Annotated in this window: 24 protein-coding genes; 12 read left to right on the forward strand and 12 right to left on the reverse strand. The window is 66.4% G+C overall.

Annotated elements, in window-relative coordinates:
• Window positions 1-233 precede the first annotated feature (233 nt).
• The 5 genes from glnA (at window position 234) to ntrC (ending at window position 5,776) form a co-directional block, all read left to right on the forward strand.
• Complete coding sequence (gene glnA, locus HSX14_RS28530) at window positions 234-1,640, forward strand: glutamate--ammonia ligase (protein ID WP_111264265.1); 1,407 nt, start codon at window positions 234-236, stop codon at window positions 1,638-1,640.
• Window positions 1,641-1,883: 243 nt separating this feature from the next.
• Window positions 1,884-2,444, forward strand: coding sequence for a DUF4124 domain-containing protein (locus HSX14_RS28535; RefSeq protein WP_173171010.1), 561 nt, complete (start codon window positions 1,884-1,886; stop codon window positions 2,442-2,444).
• Between the two features lie 3 nt (window positions 2,445-2,447).
• The gene (locus HSX14_RS28540; RefSeq protein WP_173171007.1) at window positions 2,448-3,068 is read left to right on the forward strand and encodes a DUF4124 domain-containing protein; all 621 of its coding nucleotides are present in this window, start codon (window positions 2,448-2,450) and stop codon (window positions 3,066-3,068) included.
• 189 nt (window positions 3,069-3,257) lie between these two features.
• Complete coding sequence (gene glnL / locus HSX14_RS28545) at window positions 3,258-4,343, forward strand: nitrogen regulation protein NR(II) (protein WP_111264262.1); 1,086 nt, start codon at window positions 3,258-3,260, stop codon at window positions 4,341-4,343.
• The gene (gene ntrC / locus HSX14_RS28550; RefSeq protein ID WP_111264261.1) at window positions 4,340-5,776 is read left to right on the forward strand and encodes a nitrogen regulation protein NR(I); all 1,437 of its coding nucleotides are present in this window, start codon (window positions 4,340-4,342) and stop codon (window positions 5,774-5,776) included. Before glnL ends, ntrC begins: the two co-directional genes overlap by 4 nt.
• Before the next feature lie 845 nt (window positions 5,777-6,621).
• Here ntrC and HSX14_RS28555 read toward each other — a convergent pair.
• Window positions 6,622-7,062, reverse strand: coding sequence for a hypothetical protein (locus tag HSX14_RS28555; RefSeq protein ID WP_173171004.1), 441 nt, complete (start codon window positions 7,060-7,062; stop codon window positions 6,622-6,624).
• On the opposite strand from HSX14_RS28555, the gene trmL reads away from it, so the two are divergent.
• A complete protein-coding gene (gene trmL, locus HSX14_RS28560) occupies window positions 7,061-7,522 on the forward strand; it encodes a tRNA (uridine(34)/cytosine(34)/5-carboxymethylaminomethyluridine(34)-2'-O)-methyltransferase TrmL (RefSeq protein WP_111264747.1) in 462 nt (153 codons plus the stop codon). The genes HSX14_RS28555 and trmL overlap by 2 nt on opposite strands.
• A gap of 64 nt (window positions 7,523-7,586) precedes the next feature.
• Here the strand turns inward: trmL and secB are convergent, their stop codons facing one another.
• The 3 genes from secB to HSX14_RS28575 are packed head-to-tail and all read right to left on the reverse strand — an operon-like array spanning window position 7,587 to window position 8,779.
• Window positions 7,587-8,072, reverse strand: a complete 486-nt coding sequence (gene secB, locus HSX14_RS28565; RefSeq protein WP_021218677.1) for a protein-export chaperone SecB — start codon at window positions 8,070-8,072, stop codon at window positions 7,587-7,589.
• Window positions 8,073-8,108: 36 nt separating this feature from the next.
• A complete protein-coding gene (gene grxC / locus HSX14_RS28570) occupies window positions 8,109-8,363 on the reverse strand; it encodes a glutaredoxin 3 (RefSeq protein ID WP_111264746.1) in 255 nt (84 codons plus the stop codon).
• Between the two features lie 2 nt (window positions 8,364-8,365).
• Window positions 8,366-8,779, reverse strand: coding sequence for a rhodanese-like domain-containing protein (locus tag HSX14_RS28575; RefSeq protein WP_173171001.1), 414 nt, complete (start codon window positions 8,777-8,779; stop codon window positions 8,366-8,368).
• Window positions 8,780-8,923: 144 nt separating this feature from the next.
• Between HSX14_RS28575 and gpmI the strand changes: the two genes are divergently transcribed.
• From gpmI to HSX14_RS28600, 5 genes are all read left to right on the forward strand, one after another.
• Complete coding sequence (gene gpmI, locus HSX14_RS28580; protein ID WP_173170996.1) at window positions 8,924-10,459, forward strand: 2,3-bisphosphoglycerate-independent phosphoglycerate mutase; 1,536 nt, start codon at window positions 8,924-8,926, stop codon at window positions 10,457-10,459.
• Window positions 10,460-10,587: 128 nt separating this feature from the next.
• Entirely contained in the window at window positions 10,588-11,847 is a 1,260-nt protein-coding gene (locus HSX14_RS28585) for a murein hydrolase activator EnvC family protein (RefSeq protein WP_173170993.1), read from the forward strand.
• A 31-nt stretch (window positions 11,848-11,878) separates the two neighbouring features.
• A complete protein-coding gene (locus HSX14_RS28590) occupies window positions 11,879-13,201 on the forward strand; it encodes a S41 family peptidase (RefSeq protein ID WP_173170990.1) in 1,323 nt (440 codons plus the stop codon).
• A 298-nt stretch (window positions 13,202-13,499) separates the two neighbouring features.
• The gene (locus HSX14_RS28595; protein ID WP_228723651.1) at window positions 13,500-14,186 is read left to right on the forward strand and encodes a divergent polysaccharide deacetylase family protein; all 687 of its coding nucleotides are present in this window, start codon (window positions 13,500-13,502) and stop codon (window positions 14,184-14,186) included.
• Window positions 14,187-14,283: 97 nt separating this feature from the next.
• A complete protein-coding gene (locus HSX14_RS28600; RefSeq protein ID WP_173170987.1) occupies window positions 14,284-15,774 on the forward strand; it encodes a hypothetical protein in 1,491 nt (496 codons plus the stop codon).
• 154 nt (window positions 15,775-15,928) lie between these two features.
• Here HSX14_RS28600 and HSX14_RS28605 read toward each other — a convergent pair whose 3' ends face one another.
• The 8 genes from HSX14_RS28605 to HSX14_RS28640 all read right to left on the reverse strand — a co-directional run bounded on the left by HSX14_RS28605 (window position 15,929) and on the right by HSX14_RS28640 (window position 22,708).
• On the reverse strand, window positions 15,929-16,684 hold the full coding sequence (locus HSX14_RS28605; RefSeq protein WP_111260736.1) for a substrate-binding periplasmic protein: 756 nt from the start codon (window positions 16,682-16,684) through the stop codon (window positions 15,929-15,931).
• A 131-nt stretch (window positions 16,685-16,815) separates the two neighbouring features.
• Window positions 16,816-17,571: a substrate-binding periplasmic protein gene (locus tag HSX14_RS28610; RefSeq protein WP_173170984.1), complete on the reverse strand. Its 756-nt coding sequence runs from the start codon at window positions 17,569-17,571 to the stop codon at window positions 16,816-16,818.
• A 137-nt stretch (window positions 17,572-17,708) separates the two neighbouring features.
• Window positions 17,709-18,479 (reverse strand): imidazole glycerol phosphate synthase subunit HisF, encoded by a 771-nt coding sequence (hisF, locus tag HSX14_RS28615; RefSeq protein WP_111260738.1) that lies wholly within the window; start codon window positions 18,477-18,479, stop codon window positions 17,709-17,711.
• An 83-nt stretch (window positions 18,480-18,562) separates the two neighbouring features.
• On the reverse strand, window positions 18,563-19,309 hold the full coding sequence (gene hisA, locus HSX14_RS28620; RefSeq protein ID WP_173170980.1) for a 1-(5-phosphoribosyl)-5-[(5-phosphoribosylamino)methylideneamino]imidazole-4-carboxamide isomerase: 747 nt from the start codon (window positions 19,307-19,309) through the stop codon (window positions 18,563-18,565).
• 96 nt (window positions 19,310-19,405) lie between these two features.
• Window positions 19,406-19,666: a DUF2164 domain-containing protein gene (locus HSX14_RS28625; RefSeq protein WP_173170977.1), complete on the reverse strand. Its 261-nt coding sequence runs from the start codon at window positions 19,664-19,666 to the stop codon at window positions 19,406-19,408.
• Window positions 19,667-19,669: 3 nt separating this feature from the next.
• Window positions 19,670-20,308: an imidazole glycerol phosphate synthase subunit HisH gene (hisH, locus tag HSX14_RS28630; protein ID WP_111260741.1), complete on the reverse strand. Its 639-nt coding sequence runs from the start codon at window positions 20,306-20,308 to the stop codon at window positions 19,670-19,672.
• Entirely contained in the window at window positions 20,308-20,901 is a 594-nt protein-coding gene (gene hisB / locus HSX14_RS28635; RefSeq protein WP_111260742.1) for an imidazoleglycerol-phosphate dehydratase HisB, read from the reverse strand. The genes hisH and hisB overlap by 1 nt, the downstream gene beginning before the upstream one ends.
• Window positions 20,902-21,052: 151 nt before the next feature.
• A complete protein-coding gene (locus tag HSX14_RS28640) occupies window positions 21,053-22,708 on the reverse strand; it encodes an OFA family MFS transporter (protein ID WP_173170974.1) in 1,656 nt (551 codons plus the stop codon).
• Window positions 22,709-22,868: 160 nt separating this feature from the next.
• Between HSX14_RS28640 and HSX14_RS28645 the strand changes: the two genes are divergently transcribed.
• Window positions 22,869-23,267, forward strand: a complete 399-nt coding sequence (locus tag HSX14_RS28645) for an acetyl-CoA sensor PanZ family protein (protein WP_173170972.1) — start codon at window positions 22,869-22,871, stop codon at window positions 23,265-23,267.
• Window positions 23,268-23,269: the final 2 nt, after the last annotated feature.

Below are 23,269 nucleotides of genomic sequence, written 5' to 3' on the forward strand. Positions count from 1 at the left end.
CACCAAACAGGTGCAATCACGACGTGCGGAGCACGGAATTGGTGCGCAAAACTGTACACAATCGATCTTCAGCCCCCGGCCTGCCTGTGTTCTAGGGCGCTTGCCCATTCCAGGGCACTGGCACGCAATTTGCTCCCTTGTGAGGCAGGTTGCCCTGGCGGACTATGCCGCCCCGGCTTCACCTTTTATTGGGGGCTCAACTTTTCCAGCTCCCCATTCACCTGGAGGACACCATGTCGAAGTCGCTTCAACTGATCAAAGACCATGACGTGAAGTGGGTAGACCTGCGCTTCACCGATACCAAAGGCAAGCAGCACCACGTGACCATGCCGGCACGCGACGCACTCGACGACGAGTTCTTCGAAGTGGGCAAGATGTTCGACGGCTCGTCCATCCACGGCTGGAAAGGCATCGAAGCCTCCGACATGATCCTGCTGCCGGTCGACAGCACCGCCGTGCTCGACCCGTTCACCGAAGAGCCGACCCTGATCCTGGTCTGCGACATCATCGAGCCGAGCACCATGCAAGGCTACGACCGCGACCCGCGCTCCATCGCCAAGCGCGCCGAGGAGTACCTGAAGACCACCGGTATCGGTGACACCGTCTTCGTCGGCCCGGAACCCGAGTTCTTCATCTTCGACGAAGTGAAGTTCAAGTCCGACATCTCCGGCTCCATGTTCAAGATCTACTCCGAGCAAGGCTCCTGGATGACCGACCAGGACGTCGAAGGCGGCAACAAGGGCCACCGCCCGGCCGTCAAGGGCGGTTACTTCCCGGTTCCGCCGTGCGACCACGACCACGAAATCCGTACCGCCATGTGCAACGCCATGGAAGAGATGGGCCTGGTCATCGAAGTTCACCACCACGAAGTGGCGACTGCCGGCCAGAACGAAATCGGTGTGAAGTTCAACACCCTCGTTGCCAAGGCTGACGAAGTCCAGACCCTGAAGTACTGCGTGCACAACGTGGCCGATGCCTATGGCAAGACCGCCACCTTCATGCCGAAGCCGCTGTACGGCGACAACGGCTCGGGCATGCACGTGCACCTGTCGATCGCCAAAGACGGCAAGAACACCTTCGCAGGTGAAGGCTATGCCGGCCTGTCCGACACCGCCCTGTACTTCATCGGCGGCATCATCAAGCACGGCAAGGCCCTGAACGGCTTCACCAACCCGTCGACCAACTCGTACAAGCGTCTGGTTCCGGGTTTCGAAGCACCGGTCATGCTGGCCTACTCCGCCCGCAACCGTTCCGCCTCGATCCGCATCCCGTACGTATCCAGCCCGAAAGCACGCCGCATCGAAGCGCGCTTCCCGGACCCGGCTGCCAACCCCTACCTGGCCTTCGCCGCCCTGCTGATGGCCGGCCTGGACGGTATCCAGAACAAGATCCACCCCGGCGATGCCGCCGACAAGAACCTGTACGACCTGCCGCCGGAAGAGGCGAAAGAGATCCCGCAGGTTTGCGGCAGCCTGAAAGAGGCGCTGGAAGAACTGGACAAGGGCCGTGCGTTCCTGACCAAGGGCGGCGTGTTCAGCGACGACTTCATCGATGCCTACATCGAGCTGAAGAGCGAAGAAGAAATCAAGGTGCGCACCTTCGTGCACCCGCTGGAATACGACCTGTACTACAGCGTCTGATCCGGCAGCCCGCACAGGCAGCGTGCCGCGCGAGCGGCACGGACTAGAGAGGCCTCCTTCGGGAGGCCTTTTTTTGTCCCGGGAATGGGCCCCGTGCGCTCGGCATCGGCCACGCCGCCAGCGCAGCGCAGCACCGGAGGGATCACGATTTTCCGGCTGCGCCGCACAGCCGCATCAGGCCGAACTTGCCAGCCCGGCGCGCCGGTGCAACGCTTAGCGGCATCATCCAGAGGAGACCGGCCCATGCGCCTCCTGCTCACCTGCCTGCTGTTGTCGCTGACGCTTCCCGCGGCGGCGCAGATCTACAAGTACACCGACGCCAACGGCAACACGGTCTTCACCAACCAGCCGCCGGATGGCACCCGGACCGAAGAGGTCACCCTGCCCACCACCAACACCGTGGAAGCGCAGAAGCCCGCCACCCCGCCCGCCGCCGCGAAGGACCAGGCAGCCGAGGCGGCCTATCAGGAACTCCGCCTGACCGACGTGCCCAGCGACGAAGCCCTGCGCGCCAACAACGGCACCTTCTCCGTCGGCGTGCACCTGGTGCCGCGCCTGCGCACCGGCCACCGGCTGCAACTGCTGCTGGACGGCAAGCCCGAGGGCCAGAAGGTCAACGTGCCGCGCCTGCAGGTGGTCAACGCCGATCGCGGCGAGCACAGCCTCGCGGTCCAGGTGCTCGCGGGCGATCAGGTCGTGCAACAGAGCGAGACCATCACCTTCACCGTGCAGCGGGTCAACACCAGCAGCCCCGCGCTGCGCCCGCCGCCCCCTCCGAAACCCACTCCGAAGCCAGCCATCTGACCCATGCGCACGATCCTGTTCTGCCTGCTGTTCGCCTGCCTGCCGGCGATGGCCCAGGTCTACACCTACATCGACGAGGAAGGTAACCGCGTCTTCACCGACCGGCCCAAGCCCGGCAACGCCGAGCGCATCGAACTGACCCCCTCCAACGGCATGACCGCCCAGCCGGCGGCCCCGGCCGTGCTGCCGCCCGCCGCCATCCCCCGCGAGCTGGGCTACCAGGTGCTGCGCATCCTGGTGCCCGAGCCGGACGCCACGGTGCGCGACATGGAGGGCAACCTCATCGTCACCGCCATGAGCGAGCCCGGCCTGCGCGACGGCCACAACTACCGCCTGGTGCTCGACGGCAAGGCCCAGGGCGAACCCGGTCGCAGCCCGGTCTTCCCGCTGAGCAACCTCGATCGCGGCACGCACCAGCTGGCGGTGGAGATCATCGACGACAAGCAACGGGTGGTGGAGCGCACGCCGAACCAGCCGGTGCACATCATGCGCATCACCCTGGCGCAGAAGCGCCAGGCGCGCCCCTGCAAGAAGGCCGATTACGGCGTACGCCCCGAATGCCCGCTCAAGGACAAGCCCAAGGAGCCGGACAAGGGCATCATCGGCATCCTCCCGTTCTTCTGATCCCGCGACGCACCGCAATGGTGCGTCAGGCTGCACCGATTTCTATACTCTCCCCATTTTGGTTCGCCCGCATGCCGCCGCACTGCGCTGAAAAGCAGCCGCAAGCGGCTGGCGGCCTGTTCCAGCGCGTCTTTTCAGGGCTTGGTTTGCTTCTTGCATTTTCCTGCCCATCGCCGAGATGCCCGACCTATGACCATCAACGACGCCCTGCACCGACTGCTGCTCGACAACCTGACCACCGCGGTGATCCTGCTCAACGCCGACCTGCGGCTCGAGTACATGAACCCGGCGGCCGAGATGCTCCTGGCCGTCAGCGGCCAGCGCAGCCACGGCCAGTTCATCAGCGAGCTGTTCACCGAGTCGCCCGAGGCCCTGACCTCGCTGCGCCAGGCGGTGGAACAGGCGCACCCCTTCACCAAGCGCGAGGCCATGCTTACCTCCCTCGCCGGGCAGACCCTGACGGTGGACTATGCGGTGACGCCCATCCTCAACAAGGGCGCCACCCTGCTGCTGCTGGAAGTGCACCCGCGCGACCGGCTGCTGCGCATCACCAAGGAAGAGGCCCAGCTGTCCAAGCAGGAAACCACCAAACTGCTGGTGCGCGGCCTCGCCCATGAGATCAAGAACCCCCTGGGCGGCATCCGTGGTGCCGCCCAGCTGCTTTCCCGCGAGCTGCCGGAAGAGCACCTGAAGGACTACACCAACGTCATCATCGAGGAGGCCGATCGCCTGCGTAACCTGGTGGACCGCATGCTCGGCTCCAACAAGCTGCCGTCGCTGGCGATGACCAACGTCCACGAAGTGCTGGAGCGTGTCTGCAGCCTGGTGGAAGCGGAGAGCCAGGGCGGCATCACCCTGGTGCGCGACTACGACCCGAGCATCCCGGACGTGCTCATCGACCGCGAGCAGATGATCCAGGCCGTGCTCAATATCGTGCGCAACGCCATGCAGGCCATCTCCGCCAACAACGACCTGCGCCTCGGGCGCATCACCCTGCGTTCGCGCACCCTGCGCCAGTTCACCATCGGCCACACCCGGCACCGCCTGGTGACCAAGGTGGAGATCATCGACAACGGCCCGGGCATCCCGCCCGAGCTGCAGGAAACCATCTTCTACCCCATGGTCAGCGGGCGCCCGGACGGTACCGGGCTCGGGCTGGCCATCGCCCAGAACATCATCAGCCAGCACCAGGGGCTCATCGAGTGCGAGAGCCATCCCGGCCACACCGTCTTCTCGATCTTCCTGCCGCTGGAACAAGGAGCCGCATCCTCATGACTCGTAGTGAAACTGTCTGGATCGTCGATGACGACCGCTCCATCCGCTGGGTCCTGGAAAAGGCCCTGCAACAGGAAGGCATGACCACCCAGAGTTTCGAAAGCGCCGACAGCGTGCTCACCCGCCTGACCCGCCAGCAGCCGGACGTGATCATCTCCGACATCCGCATGCCCGGTGCCAGCGGCCTGGACCTGCTGGCGCGCATCCGCGAGCTGCACCCGCGCCTGCCGGTGATCATCATGACCGCCCATTCGGACCTGGACAGCGCGGTGGCGTCCTACCAGGGCGGTGCCTTCGAATACCTGCCCAAGCCCTTCGACGTCGACGAGGCGGTCTCCCTGGTCAAGCGCGCCAACCAGCACGCCCAGGAGCAGCAGAGCCTGGAAGCCCCGGCCAACCAGCCGCGCACCCCCGAGATCATCGGCGAGGCACCGGCGATGCAGGAGGTGTTCCGCGCCATCGGCCGCCTCAGCCACTCCAACATCACCGTGCTGATCAACGGTGAATCCGGCACCGGCAAGGAGCTGGTGGCGCACGCACTGCATCGCCACAGCCCGCGCGCCGCCTCGCCCTTCATCGCCCTGAACATGGCGGCGATCCCCAAGGACCTGATGGAGTCCGAGCTGTTCGGCCACGAGAAAGGCGCCTTCACAGGCGCGGCCAACCAGCGTCGCGGTCGCTTCGAGCAGGCCGACGGCGGCACCCTGTTCCTCGACGAGATCGGCGACATGCCGGCCGACACCCAGACCCGCCTGCTGCGCGTGCTGGCCGACGGCGAGTTCTACCGCGTGGGCGGCCACACCCCAGTGAAGGTGGACGTGCGCATCATCGCCGCCACCCACCAGAACCTGGAAAACCTGGTGCAGGCCGGCAAGTTCCGCGAAGACCTGTTCCACCGCCTCAACGTCATCCGCATCCATATCCCGCGCATGTCCGACCGCCGCGAGGACATCCCCGCGCTGGCCCGCCACTTCCTCGCCCGTGCGGCCCAGGAGCTGGCCGTGGAGCCCAAGCTGCTCAAGCCGGAGACCGAGGAATACCTGAAGAACCTGCCCTGGCCGGGCAACGTGCGCCAGCTGGAGAACACCTGCCGCTGGATCACCGTCATGGCCTCGGGTCGCGAAGTCCACGTGGACGACCTGCCGCCGGAACTGCTCACCCAGCCCCAGGACGCAGCGCCGGTCACCAACTGGGAGCAGGCCTTGCGCCAGTGGGCCGACCAGGCGCTGGCCCGCGGCCAGTCCAGCCTGCTGGACAGCGCGGTGCCGTCGTTCGAACGGATCATGATCGAGACCGCACTCAAGCACACCGCGGGCCGTCGCCGCGACGCCGCCGTGCTGCTGGGCTGGGGCCGCAACACCCTCACCCGCAAGATCAAGGAACTGGGCATGAAGGTGGATGGCGGCGACGAGGACGACGGCGACGACGCCTGATCGGCCCGGCTCCACCCTCCACTCCGACCTCGCGGGCCTGCTGGCCCGCGAAGCATTTCAGGCGGCCACCCCGCCTCACCGCGTTGTAGGAGCGAGTTCGTTCGCGACGGACCGCACGCCGGCCCGCAAGCCCCTCGGAAAGGCCTACCGCGAATGGATTCGCTCCTGCTCCCTCCCCGCCTTCGCCAGGCGTGCCCCTCTGCCTCACGGCCCATCCGGGCCGCTGGCCGCCTCGCACCATCATCGGTAGCGGACGGGCAAAACGATCCCCACTGGTGCCTCGCACCGCTTCGGCGCATCAAAAATGTGCTCAGAAAACAGCCAGGGCCCAGGCGTTTCCCGCCAGGGGAAACGCATCCGGCACGCCGATGAAAATCCTGCCGGCCGCCTGGAGCCCAGTGAATACGGGGCCTCCAGCCGATCCGCCGGATACCGGGCGAGGGCATTCACGAGGCGCATGGCAGAACTGGCACACGCCCTGCATTGGTAGAGACAACCGTTTTCGGGGACCTTGGTACAGGCAGGCCGGGGATCCCTCTTTTATGCAAGACCCTTCACTGCCCCGTCGTCGCGTCGAGCCGAGCTCCGCGGGCGAGCGGTGAAGGACGATGGTTTTGGGGGCCTTGGTACAGGCAGGCCGGGGAATCCCCTTTCTTACAGCGCCATGCTGTCGCGACGGCTTCGAGCCCGGACAGCGCAGCGACGATCCGTTTCGGGGGCCCAGGTACAGGCAGGCCGGGGATTCCCCTTTCTTATCCCGCCCGGGAGCCGAGACAACGGCCCCGAACAGCAGCGACGACCCGTTTCGGGGACCTTGGTACAGGCAGGCCGGGGAATCCCCTTTCTTATCCCTCCCGCAGGCTGATCTGCAGCCGCCACTTGCCGTCCACCTCGGCACCGCTCCACTCCCCATGCAGGGGGCGGGTCGCCACGAAGTGCAAGAGCAACCCATTGCGGGTCATCTGCAAGCGCCAGTTCAGCGCCTTGCCACCCAATTGCAGGCGGCCCTTCTGCGGCTCGGCGCTGGCATCGAAGATGAAGGCCAGCGCCCCGTCCATGTGCTCGGCACGCTGGCGCGGCTCGCCGTCGAACCACAGCGCCAGCCCGTCGGGCAGCGCCTCCACCCGCTCCAGGTGGATGGGCCCCGGTGCGGTCAGGCGACCGATCATCAGCCCGACCAGCAGTCCGAAAATCGCCAGCGAGCCCAAAAACCGCGGCCACATGCGCCGCCTCGGGTCCTCATCGGGAGTAGAATGCCGCCGGTTTTGGGGCTGGGGGCCACGCATGTTTCACGTCATCCTTTTTCAACCGGAAATTCCGCCGAACACCGGCAACATTATCAGGCTGTGCGCCAACTCGGGCTGCCACCTGCACCTGGTCGAACCCCTGGGTTTCGAGCTCGACGACAAGCGCCTGCGCCGCGCCGGGCTGGACTACCACGAGTACGCCACGCTGCAGCGCCACGCCGACCTGGAGAGCTGCCTGGCGAGCCTGGGCCACCCCCGCGTGTTCGCCTTCACCACCAAGGGCACCCGGCTGTTCCACGAGGTCGCCTTCGAGAAGGGCGACGCCTTCCTCTTCGGCCCGGAAAGCCGCGGCCTGCCGGAAGAGGTGCGCGAGGCCCTGCCGCCCGAGCAGCGCCTGCGCCTGCCCATGCGTCCCGGCTGCCGCAGCCTGAACCTGTCCAACAGCGTGGCCGTGGCGGTCTACGAGGCCTGGCGCCAGCACGGCTTCAGCCTGGACTGAGCCGGGCGAACACGCGCCCACAAAAAAGCGCCCCGAGGGGCGCTTTTTCTTCATCCAGCGTGGATCAGGCGTTGGCCGGAGCTTCGCCGGCGGCCTGCAGGCGCGCCATTTCCTGCGCGTACAGGGCGTCGAAGTTCACCGGAGCCAGCATCAGTGCCGGGAACGAGCCGCGTACGACGAGGCTGTCCAGGGTTTCGCGGGCGTAGGGGAACAGGATGTTCGGGCAGAAGGCGCCCAGGGTGTGGCTCATGGAAGCCGCGTCCAGGCCCTTGATCAGGAAGATGCCGGCCTGCTGCACTTCGGCGATGAAGGCGGTTTCTTCGCCGTTCTTCACGGTCACGGAGAGGGTCAGCACCACTTCGTGGAAATCGCCGTCCAGCGACTTCTGGCGGGTGTTGAGGTCCAGCGCCACGCTCGGGGTCCACTCCTGGCGGAAGATCTCGGGGCTCTTGGGGGCCTCGAACGACAGGTCACGCACGTAGATGCGCTGCAGCGAGAATTGCGGGTTCTGAGCTTCCTGGGAAGCGCCGTTGCTTGCTTGTTCAGTCATGGCAGAGCCTTTTTGTTCGTACGTTTTCGAGTGGGGTCACGCCTTGAGCAGAGCATCCAGCTTGCCCGCCCGCTCAAGGGCATAAAGGTCGTCACAGCCGCCCACATGGGTCGAACCGATCCATATCTGCGGCACCGAGGTGCGGCCCGCCTTGCGGGTCATCTCGGCGCGGACGTCGGGCTTGCCATCGACCCGGATCTCTTCGTATTGGACGCCCTTGCTGCCGAGCAATTGCTTGGCCCGGATGCAATAGGGGCACCAGTCACTGGAGTAGATGACGACGGCAGCCATGTTCACTTCACCAACGGCAGGTTTTCGCCACGCCAGCTGCCGATGCCGCCGGACAGCTTGAAGGCGGTGAAACCGGCTTTCTGCAGGTCACGGCAAACGGTACCAGCATGCTGGCCCATGGTATCGACCACTATGATGGTCTTGTCCTTATGCTTATCCAGCTCCGCAAGGCGAGCAGCCAGCTTTTCGTAGGGGATGTTCAGCGAGTCGACGATGCGGCCGCTGGAGAAATCCTTGTTGCTGCGCACGTCGAGGACGATGCCCTGGCCGCTGTTGACCAGCGCGGTGAGCTCGCGGGTGCTGATGCTACGGCCGCCACGGCGCAGTTCGTGGGCGATCAGGAGCACCAGCAGGACGACGAAGGATGCGCTCAGTACATAGTGGTTGGTGGCAAATTCAATCAGGTGGGCGAACATCGACGGGTCCCGGGACGGTAAAATGCCGGCCAGTATACACAGCACCACAGGTCCACCAAACCCCGCACGGCGGTGACGCACAAGGAACTTGTACGTAAAATGCCGCTCCCTTTTTGATCTTCTTGTGCCATGCGAGTCGGACTTATGACAGCCACGCCCAAACCCCTGGTTCTGATCATCCTGGACGGCTTCGGTCACAGTGACAGTCCCGAGTACAACGCCATCTACGCCGCCACCAAGCCGGTCTACGACCGCCTGCTGGCCACCCAGCCACACGGCCTGATCTCGGGCAGCGGCATGGACGTGGGCCTGCCGGACGGGCAGATGGGCAACTCCGAGGTGGGCCACATGAACCTCGGCGCCGGCCGCGTGGTTTACCAGGACTTCACCCGCGTCACCAAATCCATCCGTGATGGCGAGTTCTTCGCCAACCCCGTGATAGTCGAGGCCGTGGACAAGGCCGTCGCCGCCGGCAAGGCCGTGCACTTCATGGGCCTGCTTTCCGACGGCGGCGTGCACAGCCACCAGGACCACCTGGTCGCCATGGCCGAGCTGGCCGCCCAGCGCGGCGCCGAGAAGATCTACCTGCACGCCTTCCTCGACGGCCGCGACACCCCGCCGAAAAGCGCCGAGCCCTCCATCGAGTTGCTCGATGCCACCTTCGCCCGCCTGGGCAGGGGCCGCATCGCCAGCCTGATCGGCCGCTACTTCGCCATGGACCGCGACAACCGCTGGGACCGCGTCGAAGCCGCCTACAACCTGATCACCGAAGGCCAGGCCGAATTCACCGCTGCTAGCGCCCGTGAGGGCCTCGCCGCCGCCTACGAGCGCGGCGAGAGCGACGAATTCGTCAAGGCCACCCGTATCGGCGACGCCGCCCCGGTGCAGGATGGCGACGCGGTCATCTTCATGAACTTCCGTGCCGACCGCGCCCGCGAGCTGTCCCGCGCCTTCGTCGAGCCCGGCTTCAAGGAGTTCGCCCGTGCTCGCGAAATCGCCCTGGCCGGCTACGTGATGCTGACCCAGTACGCCGCCAGCATCCCCGCGCCCAGCGCCTTCAAGCCCGAATCCCTGGACAACGTGCTGGGTGAATACCTCGCGGCCAACGGCAAGACCCAGCTGCGCATCGCCGAGACCGAGAAGTACGCCCACGTGACCTTCTTCTTCTCCGGCGGCCGCGAGGAGCCCTTCGAAGGCGAAGAGCGCATCCTCATCCCCTCGCCCAAGGTCGCCACCTATGACCTGCAGCCGGAGATGAGCGCCCCCGAGGTGACCGACCGCATCGTCGACGCCATCGAGAACCTGCGCTACGACGTGATCATCGTGAACTACGCCAACGGCGACATGGTCGGCCACACCGGCGTCTTCGAGGCCGCGGTCAAGGCCGTCGAGTGCCTGGACACCTGCCTGGGACGCATCACCGCCGCCCTCGACAAGGTCGGCGGCGAGGCGCTGATCACCGCCGACCACGGCAACGTCGAGCAGATGGAAGACGAAGCCACCGGCCAGGCGCACACCGCGCACACCTGCGAGCCGGTGCCTTTCATCTATTACGGCAAGCGCCAGGTCAGCCTGCGCGAAGGCGGCGTGCTCGCCGACGTGGCCCCCACCCTGCTGACCCTGATGGGCCTGCCGGTGCCGGCCGAGATGACCGGCAAGAGCATCGTCGAACTGAAATGACCCACGCGCCGACCACCGGCGCCGCGGTTTCGCATCGAACGCCCCGCAGCTCAGGCTTCGGGGCGTTTTTTTTGCCGAGCGCGACGGGCATACTAGGCCCGTCTTCTTCCCTGGTGCCGCACGCCCCCATGTTTCGCGCCCTCACCCTCATTCTCCTTGCCTGCCTGCTCGCGCCGGCCGTCGCCGACGAGCGCGCGCAGACCCAGCAACAGCTGGACCAGGCCGCCAAGGACGTCACCGAACTCAAGAAACTCCTCAAGCAGCTGCAGGAGGAGAAGTCCGGCGTGCAGGCGGACCTGAAGAAAACCGAATCGGAGATGGGCCAGCTGGAAAAGCAGGTCAAGGACCTGCAACAGGAACTCGACAAGGGAGAAGGCGAAGTGAGGCGCCTGGACCAGGAGAAAAAAAAGCTCCAGGGCGCGCGCCTTGAACAGCAGAGGCTGATCGGCATCCAGGCGCGCGCCGCCTACCAGAGTGGCCAGCAGGAATACCTCAAGCTGCTGCTCAACCAGCAGCACCCCGAGAAATTCGCCCGCACCCTCACCTACTACGACTACCTCAGCCAGGCCCGCCTGGAGCAGCTCGACGCCTTCAACGAGACCCTGCGCCAACTGGCCAACGTCGAGCGCGACATCGCCAGCCAGCAGGCCGCGCTCGTCGAGCAGAAGAGCGCCCTGGACGGCCGCCGCGAGCAGCTCGCCGGCCTGCGCAAGGAGCGCCAGCTGGCCCTGGCCAAGCTCAACCGCGACGTGACCGACCGCGACCAGAAGCTCAAGGCCCGCCAGCAGGAGCAGGCCGAGCTGGGCCGCGTGCTCAAGACCATCGAGGAAACCCTCGCCCGCCAGGCCCGCGAGGCCGAAGAGGCACGCAAGCGCGAACTGGCCGAACGGCAGCGCCAGGAAGACGAGCTCAAGCGCTCCCCGGCCGCCGCCAAATCCCTTTCCGGCCCCCTGGTTTCGAGCACCGGCGGCAACTTCGGCGGCCCCTTCGCCAGTGCTCGGGGCAAGCTGCCCTGGCCGGTCGATGGCCGTCTCGTTGCGAGATTTGGAACTCCTCGCGGCGAAGACGCACGAACTAAGTGGGACGGCGTGCTGATCGGCGCCGCCGCAGGCAGCCAGGTGCGCGCCGTGCATGGGGGCCGCGTGGTCTTCGCCGACTGGTTGCGCGGCGCGGGGCTGTTGGTCATCCTCGACCACGGCAACGGCTTCCTGAGCCTGTACGGCCACAACCAGAGCCTGTTGAAAAATGCCGGCGACATCGTCAAGGCGGGGGAGTCCATCGCCACCGTCGGCACCAGTGGCGGGCAGGATACGCCCGCGTTGTATTTCGCCATCCGCCAGCAGGGCCGCCCCAGCGACCCCGCGCAGTGGTGCCGGGCGCAAGGATAAGCGCCACTTCATTCCGTAGGAGTTGATTCGCATGCCGCATCTGTCCCGCCTTACCTCCCTGGCCATGGCCCTGGCGCTGCTCGGCGGTGCATCGCTCGCCTCCGCCGCCCAGGAGCCCGCAGCGACGGCGCCGGCGCCGGCGGCGAACGGCAAGGCACCGCTGCCCCTGGACGAGCTGCGCACCTTCGCCGAGGTGCTGGACCGGATCAAATCCGCCTACGTCGAACCGGTGGACGACAAGACCCTGCTGGAGAACGCCATCAAGGGCATGCTCAGCAACCTCGACCCGCACTCCGCGTACCTGGAGCCCGAGGCGTTCCAGGAGCTGCAGGAAAGCACCAGCGGCGAGTTCGGCGGCCTGGGCATCGAAGTGGGCACCGAGGACGGCTTCATCAAGGTCGTCTCGCCCATCGACGACACCCCCGCCTCCAAGGCCGGCATCCAGCCGGGCGACCTGATCGTCAAGATCGACGGCCAGCCGACCAAGGGCCTGTCGATGATGGAAGCCGTGGACAAGATGCGCGGCAAGGCCGGCAGCCCCATCGTGCTGACCCTGGTACGCGAGGGCGGCCAGCCCTTCGATGTCGAGCTCAAGCGCGCGGTGATCAAGGTCAAGAGCGTCAAGAGCCAGCTGCTGGACAAGAACTACGGCTACATCCGCATCACCCAGTTCCAGGTCAACACCGGCGAGGAAGTGGGCAAGGCGCTGGCCAAGCTGCGCAAGGACAACGGCGACAAGAAACTCGCCGGCCTGGTCCTCGACCTGCGCAACAACCCCGGCGGCGTGCTGCAGTCCGCGGTGGAGGTGGCCGACCACTTCCTCACCAAGGGCCTGATCGTCTACACCAAGGGCCGCATCGCCAACTCCGAGCTGCGCTTCTCCGCCGACCCGGCCGACGCCAGCGAAGGCGTACCGCTGGTGGTGCTGATCAACGGCGGCAGCGCCTCGGCGGCCGAGATCGTCGCCGGCGCCCTGCAGGACCACAAGCGTGGCGTGCTAATGGGCACCGACAGCTTCGGCAAGGGCTCGGTACAGACCGTGCTGCCGCTGAACAACGACCGCGCCCTGAAGCTCACCACCGCGCTCTACTTCACCCCCAACGGCCGCTCCATCCAGGCCCAGGGCATCGTCCCCGACGTGGAAGTGGCCCGCGCCAAGGTGACCCGCGAGCAGGACAGCGAAAACTTCAAGGAAGCCGACCTCGCCGGCCACCTCGGCAACGGCAACGGTGGCGCCGACAAGCCCAGCTCCGGCAAGGCCAAGGCCGCCCAGGCCCGCCCGCAGGACGACGACTACCAGTTGAACCAGGCGCTGAACCTGCTCAAGGGCCTGAACGTCACCCGCGGGGATTGAGGTGAGCCGGGGAGCCTGGCTGCTGGCGCTGCTGCTCGGCGCGTCGGCGATCCAGGCCCGCGATCCCCTTCCGCCCCTGCCCCGGCTGCCCCTCGCGGCGCCGGAGCAGGCGGCGCCCACCCCGGCGCTGCCCATCCAGCCCGGCCCCTTGAGACTCGGCCCCGAGCAGCCGGCCACTGCCTCGCCCACCGCCCCTTCCAACCCAGGCCCGGCAACACCGCCCGCCCGGGCCGACAGGCCGGCGAAGACCGCCTCCCCCGCTCCGGCCACCCCGCTCGACAGCCGCCAGCGTCCACGCCTGACCCTGGTGATCGACGACCTCGGCCAGACGCCCGAGCGCGATCGCCGCGTGCTCGCCCTGCCCGGCCCGGTGGCCCTGTCGATCATCCCCGACGCGCCCCACGCCACCCAGCTGGCCAACACCGCCCACGCCGCCGGCAAGACGGTGATGCTGCACCTGCCCATGGACCCGGCCGGCGGCCCCTTCGCCTGGCACCCGGGCATGCCGGTGGACGAACTGCAGCGGCGCCTCGACGCCGCCTTGCGCGTAGTGCCCCACGCCCAGGGCCTGAACAACCACATGGGCAGCCGCATGACCGCCCAGCCCCAGGCCATGGCCTGGCTGATGCACCGCCTGCAGGGCGATCACCGTTTCTTCATCGACAGCCGCACCAGCGCCGCCACCGTGGCCGCCGCCGAAGCACAGAAGATCGGCCTGGCGAGCCTCTCGCGGGACGTCTTCCTCGACGACGACATGCGCCCCGAAGCCATCGCCGCGCAGTTCGAAGCCGCCCTCAAGCTCGCCCGCAAGCAGGGCTCGGCGGTGATGATCGGCCACCCCCACCCCGCCACCCTGGCGTTGCTCGAACGCGAGCTGCCACGCCTGAAGGCGCAGGGCTTCGAGCTGATCGGGGTGCAGCAGATGATCGCCCTGCGCAGCAACCGCGCCATGGCGGCTCACGGCAAGGGCGGCGTCTACCGCTGAATCGGCGTGCGCCAGTGCATGTTCCCCGGCGCAGCGGCTGGGCAAACGGACGTCGAGTCCTTAGGCTTCAGCGCTTCTCCCGCAAGGATGCCGTTCCATGCCCCGTCGCCAATCCCTGATCAAGGCCCTCGTCATCCTGGCGTTCGTCATCGCCGCCGTGGTGCCAACGGGCTACCTCTGGATCATCGTCAGCGCCAAGCTGGAACTCGGCGGCGCCAGCCCGGGCGAAGCAGTCGTGGGCACCACCAGCCGCGTCGAGCAGCGGGCCCGGCAGCAATACTGCACCGGCGTGCTAGCGACACCGAAGAACACCTGGCTGGTCGGCCGCATGGACCGCGCGGAAAAGACCGAAGGCCAGCCCGGCATCGACCTCGATGCCCTGATCCGCGGCAACGCTGCCGAACAGGACGACGAGGAACCCTCGGGCTTCGGCGGCCTCTTCGGCGGCGGCTTGTCCAGCGACCCGCAGACCACCTACCTGTCACGGCTCGACGACAAAGGTGAATTCGTCCAGGTCGCCCACCTCGGCGAAACCGCCTGCCTGGTGGCGACGCCCGATGGCGACACCCTCTACCTGCTCACCGGCGTCAACCGCCCCGAGGATGCGCAGCAGGCGGACATCCGGCAGACGGTGGTCCTGCGCAGCGACGACCAGGGCACCAGCTGGGCACCCCTGGAACAGGGCCTGCTGGCCGAAGCCAACGACCTGGCCTGGTCGCTCGAGCCCTACTTCTTCGACAACCAGCAGGTATGGGCCTGGGCCAGCCTGCCGCAGAGCGGCAGCGCCTATGGCGAGCCCGAGAACCTGCGCGGCGGCCTCTACTACTCGCCCGACCAGGGCGCGACCCGCGAGGCGATCATCGCCAGCGACGACCTCTTGGTCAGCCTCGACGCCATCCGCAGCCGCGCACCGGAAGGCGTCAACTGGGGCGACTACAACGGCGAGTACGGCCGCATCACAAGCTATGTCCAGCAGTTCGACGACCAGCACGCGGCGATCTGGGTCTCGCAGTCCTTCCTCTACGGCGAGCCCGACGGCAAGTACCTCACCACCCCGGTGTTCGTCACCAGCAAGGCCCGCCTGGTACGTGACGGCGGCCAGTGGCAGATGGAGCCGCTGGAGCGGGAGTACGGCCTGCACCTGGACGAGGTGGTGGGCAACGACGACGAGCGCGTGATCGCGGTGATCGAGCGCGAGGGGGACGAAGCCACCCAGGTCGCCGAACTGGACCGGCAGACCCTCACCTGGCAACCCCGGGGTAGCCTGCCCAGCCCGTTCTGGCCACTGCCCTCCAGTACCGGCCTGCGCGGGTTCAGCATCGGCAAGGGGGTGCTGCTGGCCAATACCGACAGCAGCTACAGCGTCCCCCTGTGGCTCTACCCCACGGCCGATGGCGAGCCGGCGACCATTTCCTCCGACGCGGTGTTCTATTCACGGGACTGGGGCCGGAGCTGGAGCCGCCTCGCCATCGAAGGCTACCTGGGCGTGCAGGGACTGGACCCGCGCACCGACCGGGTGTTCTGGGCGGAAGGCGACTGGTACGACGTCAACCCGGACAAGCGCATCCACAGCTACCGCCTGGACTAACGCGCACGGCGAATCCTGCCGGAACGGCTCTGCATGAAGGTGTTCATGGGTAATGGGCAGCCCGCGTGCATGCGGGGCCTGGTCGACAGAACGTCAACGCACCAGAACGGTGCAAGCGCCACCCACCCTGCTGGGTGGGTGGCGGCAGGCGGGATCACAGGTAGTTCTTGGTCACTTCGTCGACGAAGCCATCGGCGCGCATCTGGTCGAGGGCCTTCTGCAGGCGCTCGATCACCTCGTCCGGGGTGTCCTTGTTGAACGCCAGGTACAGCTCGGCATCATTGAAGCGCAGCACGGTCTGCAGGCCGGTGACGCCTTCCTGCTTGGCCAGGTAGCGGCCGACCGGGTCGGTGGTGGCCCACAGGTCGATCTGGCCCTTGATCAGCTTCTTCACGTTCTCCTGGTCACGCAGGGCGTTCTGCGGGGACAGGCCCTGGCTTTCCAGGTGCTGGCTCACGGCGTCGTTCTTGTAGGCGCCGATGCGGTACTGGCCGGCGCTCTTCAGGTCCTTGAGGGCGATGTTGTTGCCCGGAGCGGCGAGCAGCACCCAGCCGGTCTTGGCGACGGGGCCGACCCATTTGAACAGCGGCTGGCGCTCGGGGGTGAAGGTGGTGGAGAACAGGCCGTAGTTGGGCTTGTCCAGGGTCAGGCGATACAGCCGGTCCCAGGGGAAGCGCAGGGTGAGGGTGTATTCGATGTTCGCGCGCTTGAACATCTCGCGGACGATATCGGTGCTGATGCCGTCGATGCCGTCGTCGCGGGCGAAGTTCTTGTCGTCCACCGCCATGTTGAAGGGCGGGAAGTTCTCGGTCAGCAGCACGACCTTGTAGTCGGCCGGAAGCTCGGCGCGGGCCCCGAAGGCTAGGAACATCAGGCCCAGGGTCAGGGCGTTTCTCATCAGTTTGTGCATTGTCATCCGCTCGCTTGAATTTGTGGTTATGGCTAGCGACTTCCCTGCATGGGCCTCGGCCCACGGACGTATGGATCGCCCCGTCCTGCCATCCAATGGCAAGCGACCGGCTCTTGGCCGGTCGCTGGGTATCACAGGTAGCTGTTGAGGATCTGGTCGACCAGGCCCTCGGCGCGCATCTTGTCCAGCGCGTCCTGCAGGCGCTTGACCACCTCGTCGGGGGTCTCCTTGTTCAGCGCCAGGAACAGCTCGGCCTTGTTGAAACGCAGCACGGTCTTCAGGCCCGAGACGCCTTCCTGCTTGGCCAGGTAGCGGCCGGCGGGGTCACCGGTGGCCCAGAGGTCGATCTGGCCCTTCTCCAGCTTCTTGGCGTTTTCCTGGTCACGCAGGGAGGTGGTGGCCTCGATGCCTTTCTCGGCCAGGGCCTGGGAGATGGCATCGCCCTTGTAGGCGCCGACCTTGTATTGCTTGGCCTGCTCCAGGCTGGTGAGGCTGATGGTGCTGTCGCCACGGGCGAGCAGGACCCAGTCGTCGGGGCCGATGGGGCCGACCCACTTGAAGGACTGCTCGCGCTCCGGCAGGCGGGCGGTGACGAAGATGCCGTAGTCGGGCTTCTCCAGCGCCAGCTTGTAGATGCGGTCCCAGGGGAAGCGCAGGGTCAGGTTGTACTTGATGCCCGCGCGCTTGAACATTTCCTTCACCACGTCCACGGCGATGCCGTCGACGTTGTCTTCCTGAGCGAAGTTCTTTCCGTTGATCGCCATGTTGTAGGGCGGGAAATTCTCCGTCAGCAGCACCACCGAGTAATTCTCATCCACATCGGCGCGGGCGAATCCGGCCAGCACCATGAGAGTGCCCGCCAGAGCGAGCAGGAGGCGTTTCGACATATACAACTACCTTGTAAGGAGGGATGGGAAAAACCGCTGATTCGGTCCCCGTGGGTACAGGGTAACGACGTCAGCCGCCCAGGCTGCGAACCGGATCACGGTTGCAGCCGAAGCTCAATTAAAGGCAAGAATCGTGCTCAACGCACGACGATGCCGCGACTTGCGAGATAGGCCTTGGCTTCCGGCACGGTGAATTCGCCGAAGTGGAAGATGCTCGCCGCGAGGACCGCGTCGGCCTTGCCTTCGAGAATGCCGGCCGCCAGGTGCTCCAGGTTGCCCACGCCACCGGAGGCGATCACCGGGATGCCGACGGTTTCGCTGATGGCCCGGGTGACGCCGAGGTCGTAGCCGCTCTTCACGCCGTCCTGGTCCATGCTGGTCAGGAGGATCTCGCCGGCACCCAGCTCTTCCATCTTCTTCGACCAGGCCACGGCATCCAGGCCGGTGGGCTTGCGCCCGCCGTGGGTGAAAATTTCCCAGCGCGGCGTTTCCCCGGGCGCGGAAACCTTCTTCGCATCGATGGCGACCACGATGCACTGGGAACCGAAACGCGCGGCGGCCTCGCCGACGAACTCGGGGTTGAACACCGCGGCGGTGTTGATCGAGACCTTGTCGGCCCCGGCGTTGAGCAGGTTGCGGATGTCCTGCACGGTGCGCACGCCACCGCCCACGGTCAGCGGGATGAACACCTGGCTGGCCATGCGCTCCACCGTGTGCAGGGTGGTGTCGCGGCCATCGACGCTGGCGGTAATGTCGAGGAAGGTGATCTCGTCCGCGCCCTGCTCGTCGTAGCGACGGGCGATCTCCACCGGATCGCCGGCGTCGCGGATGTTCTCGAACTTCACGCCCTTGACCACGCGACCGTTGTCCACGTCGAGGCAGGGGATGATGCGTTTAGCCAGGGCCATTCTTTTTCTCCGAAAAACAGCTGCAGGCTGCAAGCGGCAGGCTTCAAGAGCGAGCCAGGGCCAGCAGCACCGTTACGTGTCGCTTAAGGCTTGCCGCCTGTCGCTGCGTCGCAGAAGGCCTGGGCCTCGGCGACATCCAGGGTGCCTTCGTAGATGGCGCGACCGGTGATAGCGCCGATGATGCCGGGGGCCTTGGCGGACAGCAGCTTCTCGATGTCACCCAGGTTGTGGATGCCGCCGGAGGCGATCACCGGGATGCGGCTGGCGGCGGCCAGGGCCGCGGTGGCCTCGACGTTGCAGCCCTGCATCATCCCGTCCTTGGCGATGTCGGTGTAGACGATGGCGGAGACGCCATCGGCCTCGAAGCGACGGGCCAGGTCCACGGCCTGCACGGTGCTGACCTCGGCCCAGCCGTCGGTGGCGACGAAGCCGTCCTTGGCGTCCAGGCCGACGATGACCTTGCCCGGGAAGGCCTTGCACGCCTCGGTGACGAATTCCGGCTGCTTCACCGCCTTGGTGCCGATGATCACGTAGCTGACGCCGGCCTTGACGTAGTGCTCGATGGTTTCCAGGGAGCGGATGCCGCCGCCGATCTGGATCGGCAGGTTCGGGTAGCGCCTGGCGATGGCGGTGACCACCTCACCGTTCACCGGCTGGCCTTCGAAGGCGCCGTTCAGGTCCACCAGGTGCAGGCGGCGGCAGCCACCCTCCACCCACTTGGCGGCCATGCTCACCGGGTCATCGGAGAACACCGTGGAATCTTCCATGCGGCCCTGGCGCAAGCGCACGCAGGCACCGTCCTTCAGATCGATTGCGGGAATAATCAGCATGTCTTTTTTCCTAACGTCAGAAAGAGCGACAAGTTGCGAGCCTCAAGCTGCAAGCAGGCGCATTCGTGTCTCTTGCAGCTTGGCTGCCTGTCGCTTTCAGCTACCTTTTTCGAGCGCCCACAAATCGCTCTCGATGCTTTCGAACCTGTCTTTCAGGTGCGCCTGCACATCGAAGATCGCCTTGTTGTAGAAACTCGGGGCGAATTCCCGGGCGAAGAAATCCAGTACTTCCTCGGCCTCGAAGGAGCCCAGCTCCAGCTCGAAGCGCTCCGCCATGAAACGCTTGATCGCCAGCACGGCGCCTTGCGTCTGGGCGGCATCGAGTTGCAGGACGGGGGCTTTCTTCGCGCGGCTCATGGCTTACCAGCGGCCATCCCAGGCGGCGAAGTTCTGCAGCAGCTGCAGGCCGTTGGTGTGGCTCTTCTCTGGGTGGAACTGCACGGCGAAGCGCGAGCCTTCGGCCAGCGCGGCGGCGAAATCCTTGCCGTAGTGGCCGCGACCGGCCACCTGGCGCGGGTTGCCGGCCTCGATGTAGTAGCTGTGCACGAAATAGAAGCGGCCGTGATCGGGAATGCCGTGCCAGAGCGGGTGGTCGAGGGTACGTGCCACTTCGTTCCAGCCCATGTGCGGCACCTTCAGGTGCTCGCCGTCCTCCACCATGCCCTTGCCGAAGAAGCGCACCTTGCCGGGGAACAGGCCGATGCAGTCGACCCCGCCGTTCTCCTCGCTGTGCTCCAGCAGCGCCTGCATGCCGACGCAGATGCCGAGAAAGGGACGGTCCCTGCTCACTTCGCGCACCAGTTCGTCGAAGCCCAGGCGGCGGATCTCGGCCATGCAGTCGCGGATCGCACCCACGCCGGGGAAGACCACGCGGTCGGCCTCGCGGATGACGTTGGCGTCGCTGGTGACCATCACCCGCCCGGCGCCCACGTGTTCCAGGGCCTTGGCAACCGAGTGCAGGTTGCCCATGCCGTAATCGATGACAGCGACCGTCTGCATCAGAGCACGCCCTTGGTGGAAGGCATCTGGCCGGCCATGCGCGGGTCGAGCTCGATGGCCATGCGCAGCGCGCGGCCGAAGGCCTTGAACACGGTCTCGATCTGGTGGTGGGTGTTGTGGCCACGCAGGTTGTCGATGTGCAGGGTCACCAGGGCATGGTTGACGAAGCCCTGGAAGAACTCCTGGAACAGGTCGACATCGAAGCCGCCGACCACGGCGCGGGTGAAGGGCACGTGCATCTGCAGGCCGGGGCGACCGGAGAAGTCGATCACCACGCGCGACAGCGCTTCGTCCAGCGGCACGTAGGAGTGGCCGTAGCGGACGACGCCCTTCTTGTCGCCGATGGCCTGGGCGAAGGCCTGGCCGAGGGTGATACCGACGTCCTCGACGGTGTGGTGGTCGTCTATATGCAGATCACCCTTGCACTCGATGTCCAGGTCGATCAGCCCATGGCGGGCGATCTGGTCGAGCATGTGCTCGAGGAAGGGCACGCCGATGTCGAAGCGCGCCTTGCCAGTGCCATCCAGGTTGATCGAGACCTTGATCTGGGTCTCCAGGGTGTTGCGTTCGACGGATGCCTTACGTTCGGCCATCACCAGCTCCGCAAAAATCATTGGGCAAAAGGGGCGACATTATAGGCCGAGAATGCGACGGGCTTGAAGCCGATCGGCGGGAGGACTGCAGGAGGGCTGAAACGCACGGGGCCGACATGATGTCGGCCCCGGCGATTCACAGGCGTGGCACTCAGCTGAACAGCGCGGCTGTCTTCTGCAGGGTGATCCACACGCCCCAGGCCAGCGGCAGGCCTACGGCCAGCCAGGCGGCGATGACCAGCGGCTTGCTGGACGGATCGGCCGCCCACTCGAGGTCCGCGGCTTCCTTGCTGGCGTCATGGCCGATGGCGCGCTCGGCGGCCAGTTCGGCGTCGGTCATGAAGTGCTTCGGATCGACCGGGCGCACCAGCATGTTGCAGATGAAGCCCAGCACCAGCAGGCCGGCGAGGATGTACAGAGTGATGTCGTACGCCGCAGCGCGCTCGACGCCGATGCTCAGCTGGTATTCGCGGATGTAGTTCACCAGCACCGGGCCGAGGATGCCGGCGAAGGCCCAGGCGGTCAGCAGGCGACCGTGGATGGCGCCGACCATCTGGGTGCCGAACAGGTCCGCCAGGTAGGCCGGCACGGTGGCGAAGCCGCCGCCGTACATGGACAGGATCAGGCAGAAGCAGAACACGAAGAACGCGACGCTGCCCAGGTGACCGGTCCAGGGCACCAGCGCGTAGAGCACGAAGCCGAGGGCGAAGAACACGAAGTAGGTCGCCTTGCGGCCGATCAGGTCGGAGAAGGACGCCCAGAAGAAGCGGCCACCGATGTTGAACAGGCTCAGCAGGCCGGTGAAGCCCGCCGCGATGGCGGCGATCTGCGCCAGCTGCGCGGCGTCGAGCTGGTTGAAGCTCAGGTGGTTGCCGATCAGCTTGCCGGCGAAGACTTCCTGCAGCAGCGGGGAGGCCATGCCGATGATGCCGATGCCGGCGGAGACGTTGAGGCACAGCACCGCCCAGACCAGCCAGAACTGCGGGGTCTTCCACGCGGTGTTCACGTGGACGTGGCCCTTGGTGATCATCGCGTTGTTGACGCGTTTCACCGGCGCGGTCCAGCCCTTGGGCTTCCAGCCGGTCGGCGGCACGCGGTAGGCCAGGGCGCCACCGACCATGAAGACGAAGTAGATCGCCGCCATGACCACGAAGCTCTGCCACACGCCGACGCTTTCAGCGCTGGCGAAGTGGTTCATCAGCTCGGCGGCCAGGGGCGCACCGACCATCGCGCCACCGCCGAAGCCCATGATCGCCATGCCGGTGGCCATGCCGCGCTTGTCCGGGAACCACTTGATCAGGGTCGATACCGGCGAGATGTAGCCGAGGCCGAGGCCGATGCCGCCGATCACGCCCAGGCCCACCCACATCAGCCAGATCTGGTGGATGTAGACGCCGAACGCCGCGATCAGCAGGCCGCCGCACCAGCAGAAGGCCGAGACCAGGCCCGCCTTGCGCGGCCCGGCATGCTCCAGCCAGCCGCCCCAGATGGCGGCCGAGCAGCCGAGGAAAATGAAGAACAGGGTGTAGATCCAGCCGAGCATCGAGATCTGCCAGTCGCAATCGCTGGCGAAGACCTGGGCGAAGAAGCCCAGCTCGGGGGCACAGGCGACCGGCGCGCTGATGCCGATGGCCTTGGACAGGGGCAGCCAGAACACGGAGAAACCGTAGGCCATGCCGATGCAGAGGTGGATGGCGAGGGCTGCCGGCGGAACCAGCCAGCGGTTGAAGCCCTGTCGGGCCACCGTCCGTTCCTTCGACAGGAACGCCGGCCGGGCGTCGCTGCCCGGACTCAAGGTACTGCTCATTGATTATTTATCCTTTATAGGTGCACGCAGGTGGGCGGCCCGTACGAAACTGGTTGCTCCCCAAGCACGGGCCACACGCAAAACCGCAAGTCCCACGAGACTGCGGCATTGCGTCGCGTATTATCCCGCCGTCACCGCCCGCGCCTCAATAAGGACTCGCATGCCCGTCATCGTCGAAACCCCCAGCACGATCAGCGATCAGGACAGGAACGACCTCGCCCGCATCTACGCCGACGCCCCCGATTGGCTGTTCGCACCTTTTGCCGGGACTGAGCACCTGGTCACATCCGCGCTGGCAGAAGGCAGCCTGATCACCGGCCGCTTCAACGATCGCCTGCTCGGTGCCGCGCTGCTGCGCCGAGGCGAAAGGCACTGGCAGCTCTCGCACCTGTGCGTCCGTGCCATCACCCGCCAGCGTGGCGTGGCCCGGCGCCTGCTCGACGAAGCCCGGCGCATGGCCCTTGAAGCCGGCTGCGAGCTGCAGCTGGCAGCCCCCGCCGACCACCTGGAAAGCCAGGCCCTGGCCGCCCGCACCCACCTGCCGCTGGTCGGCCTCTGAGC

Source organism: Pseudomonas tohonis (assembly GCF_012767755.2).
Classification (GTDB): Bacteria; Pseudomonadota; Gammaproteobacteria; order Pseudomonadales; family Pseudomonadaceae; genus Metapseudomonas; species Metapseudomonas tohonis.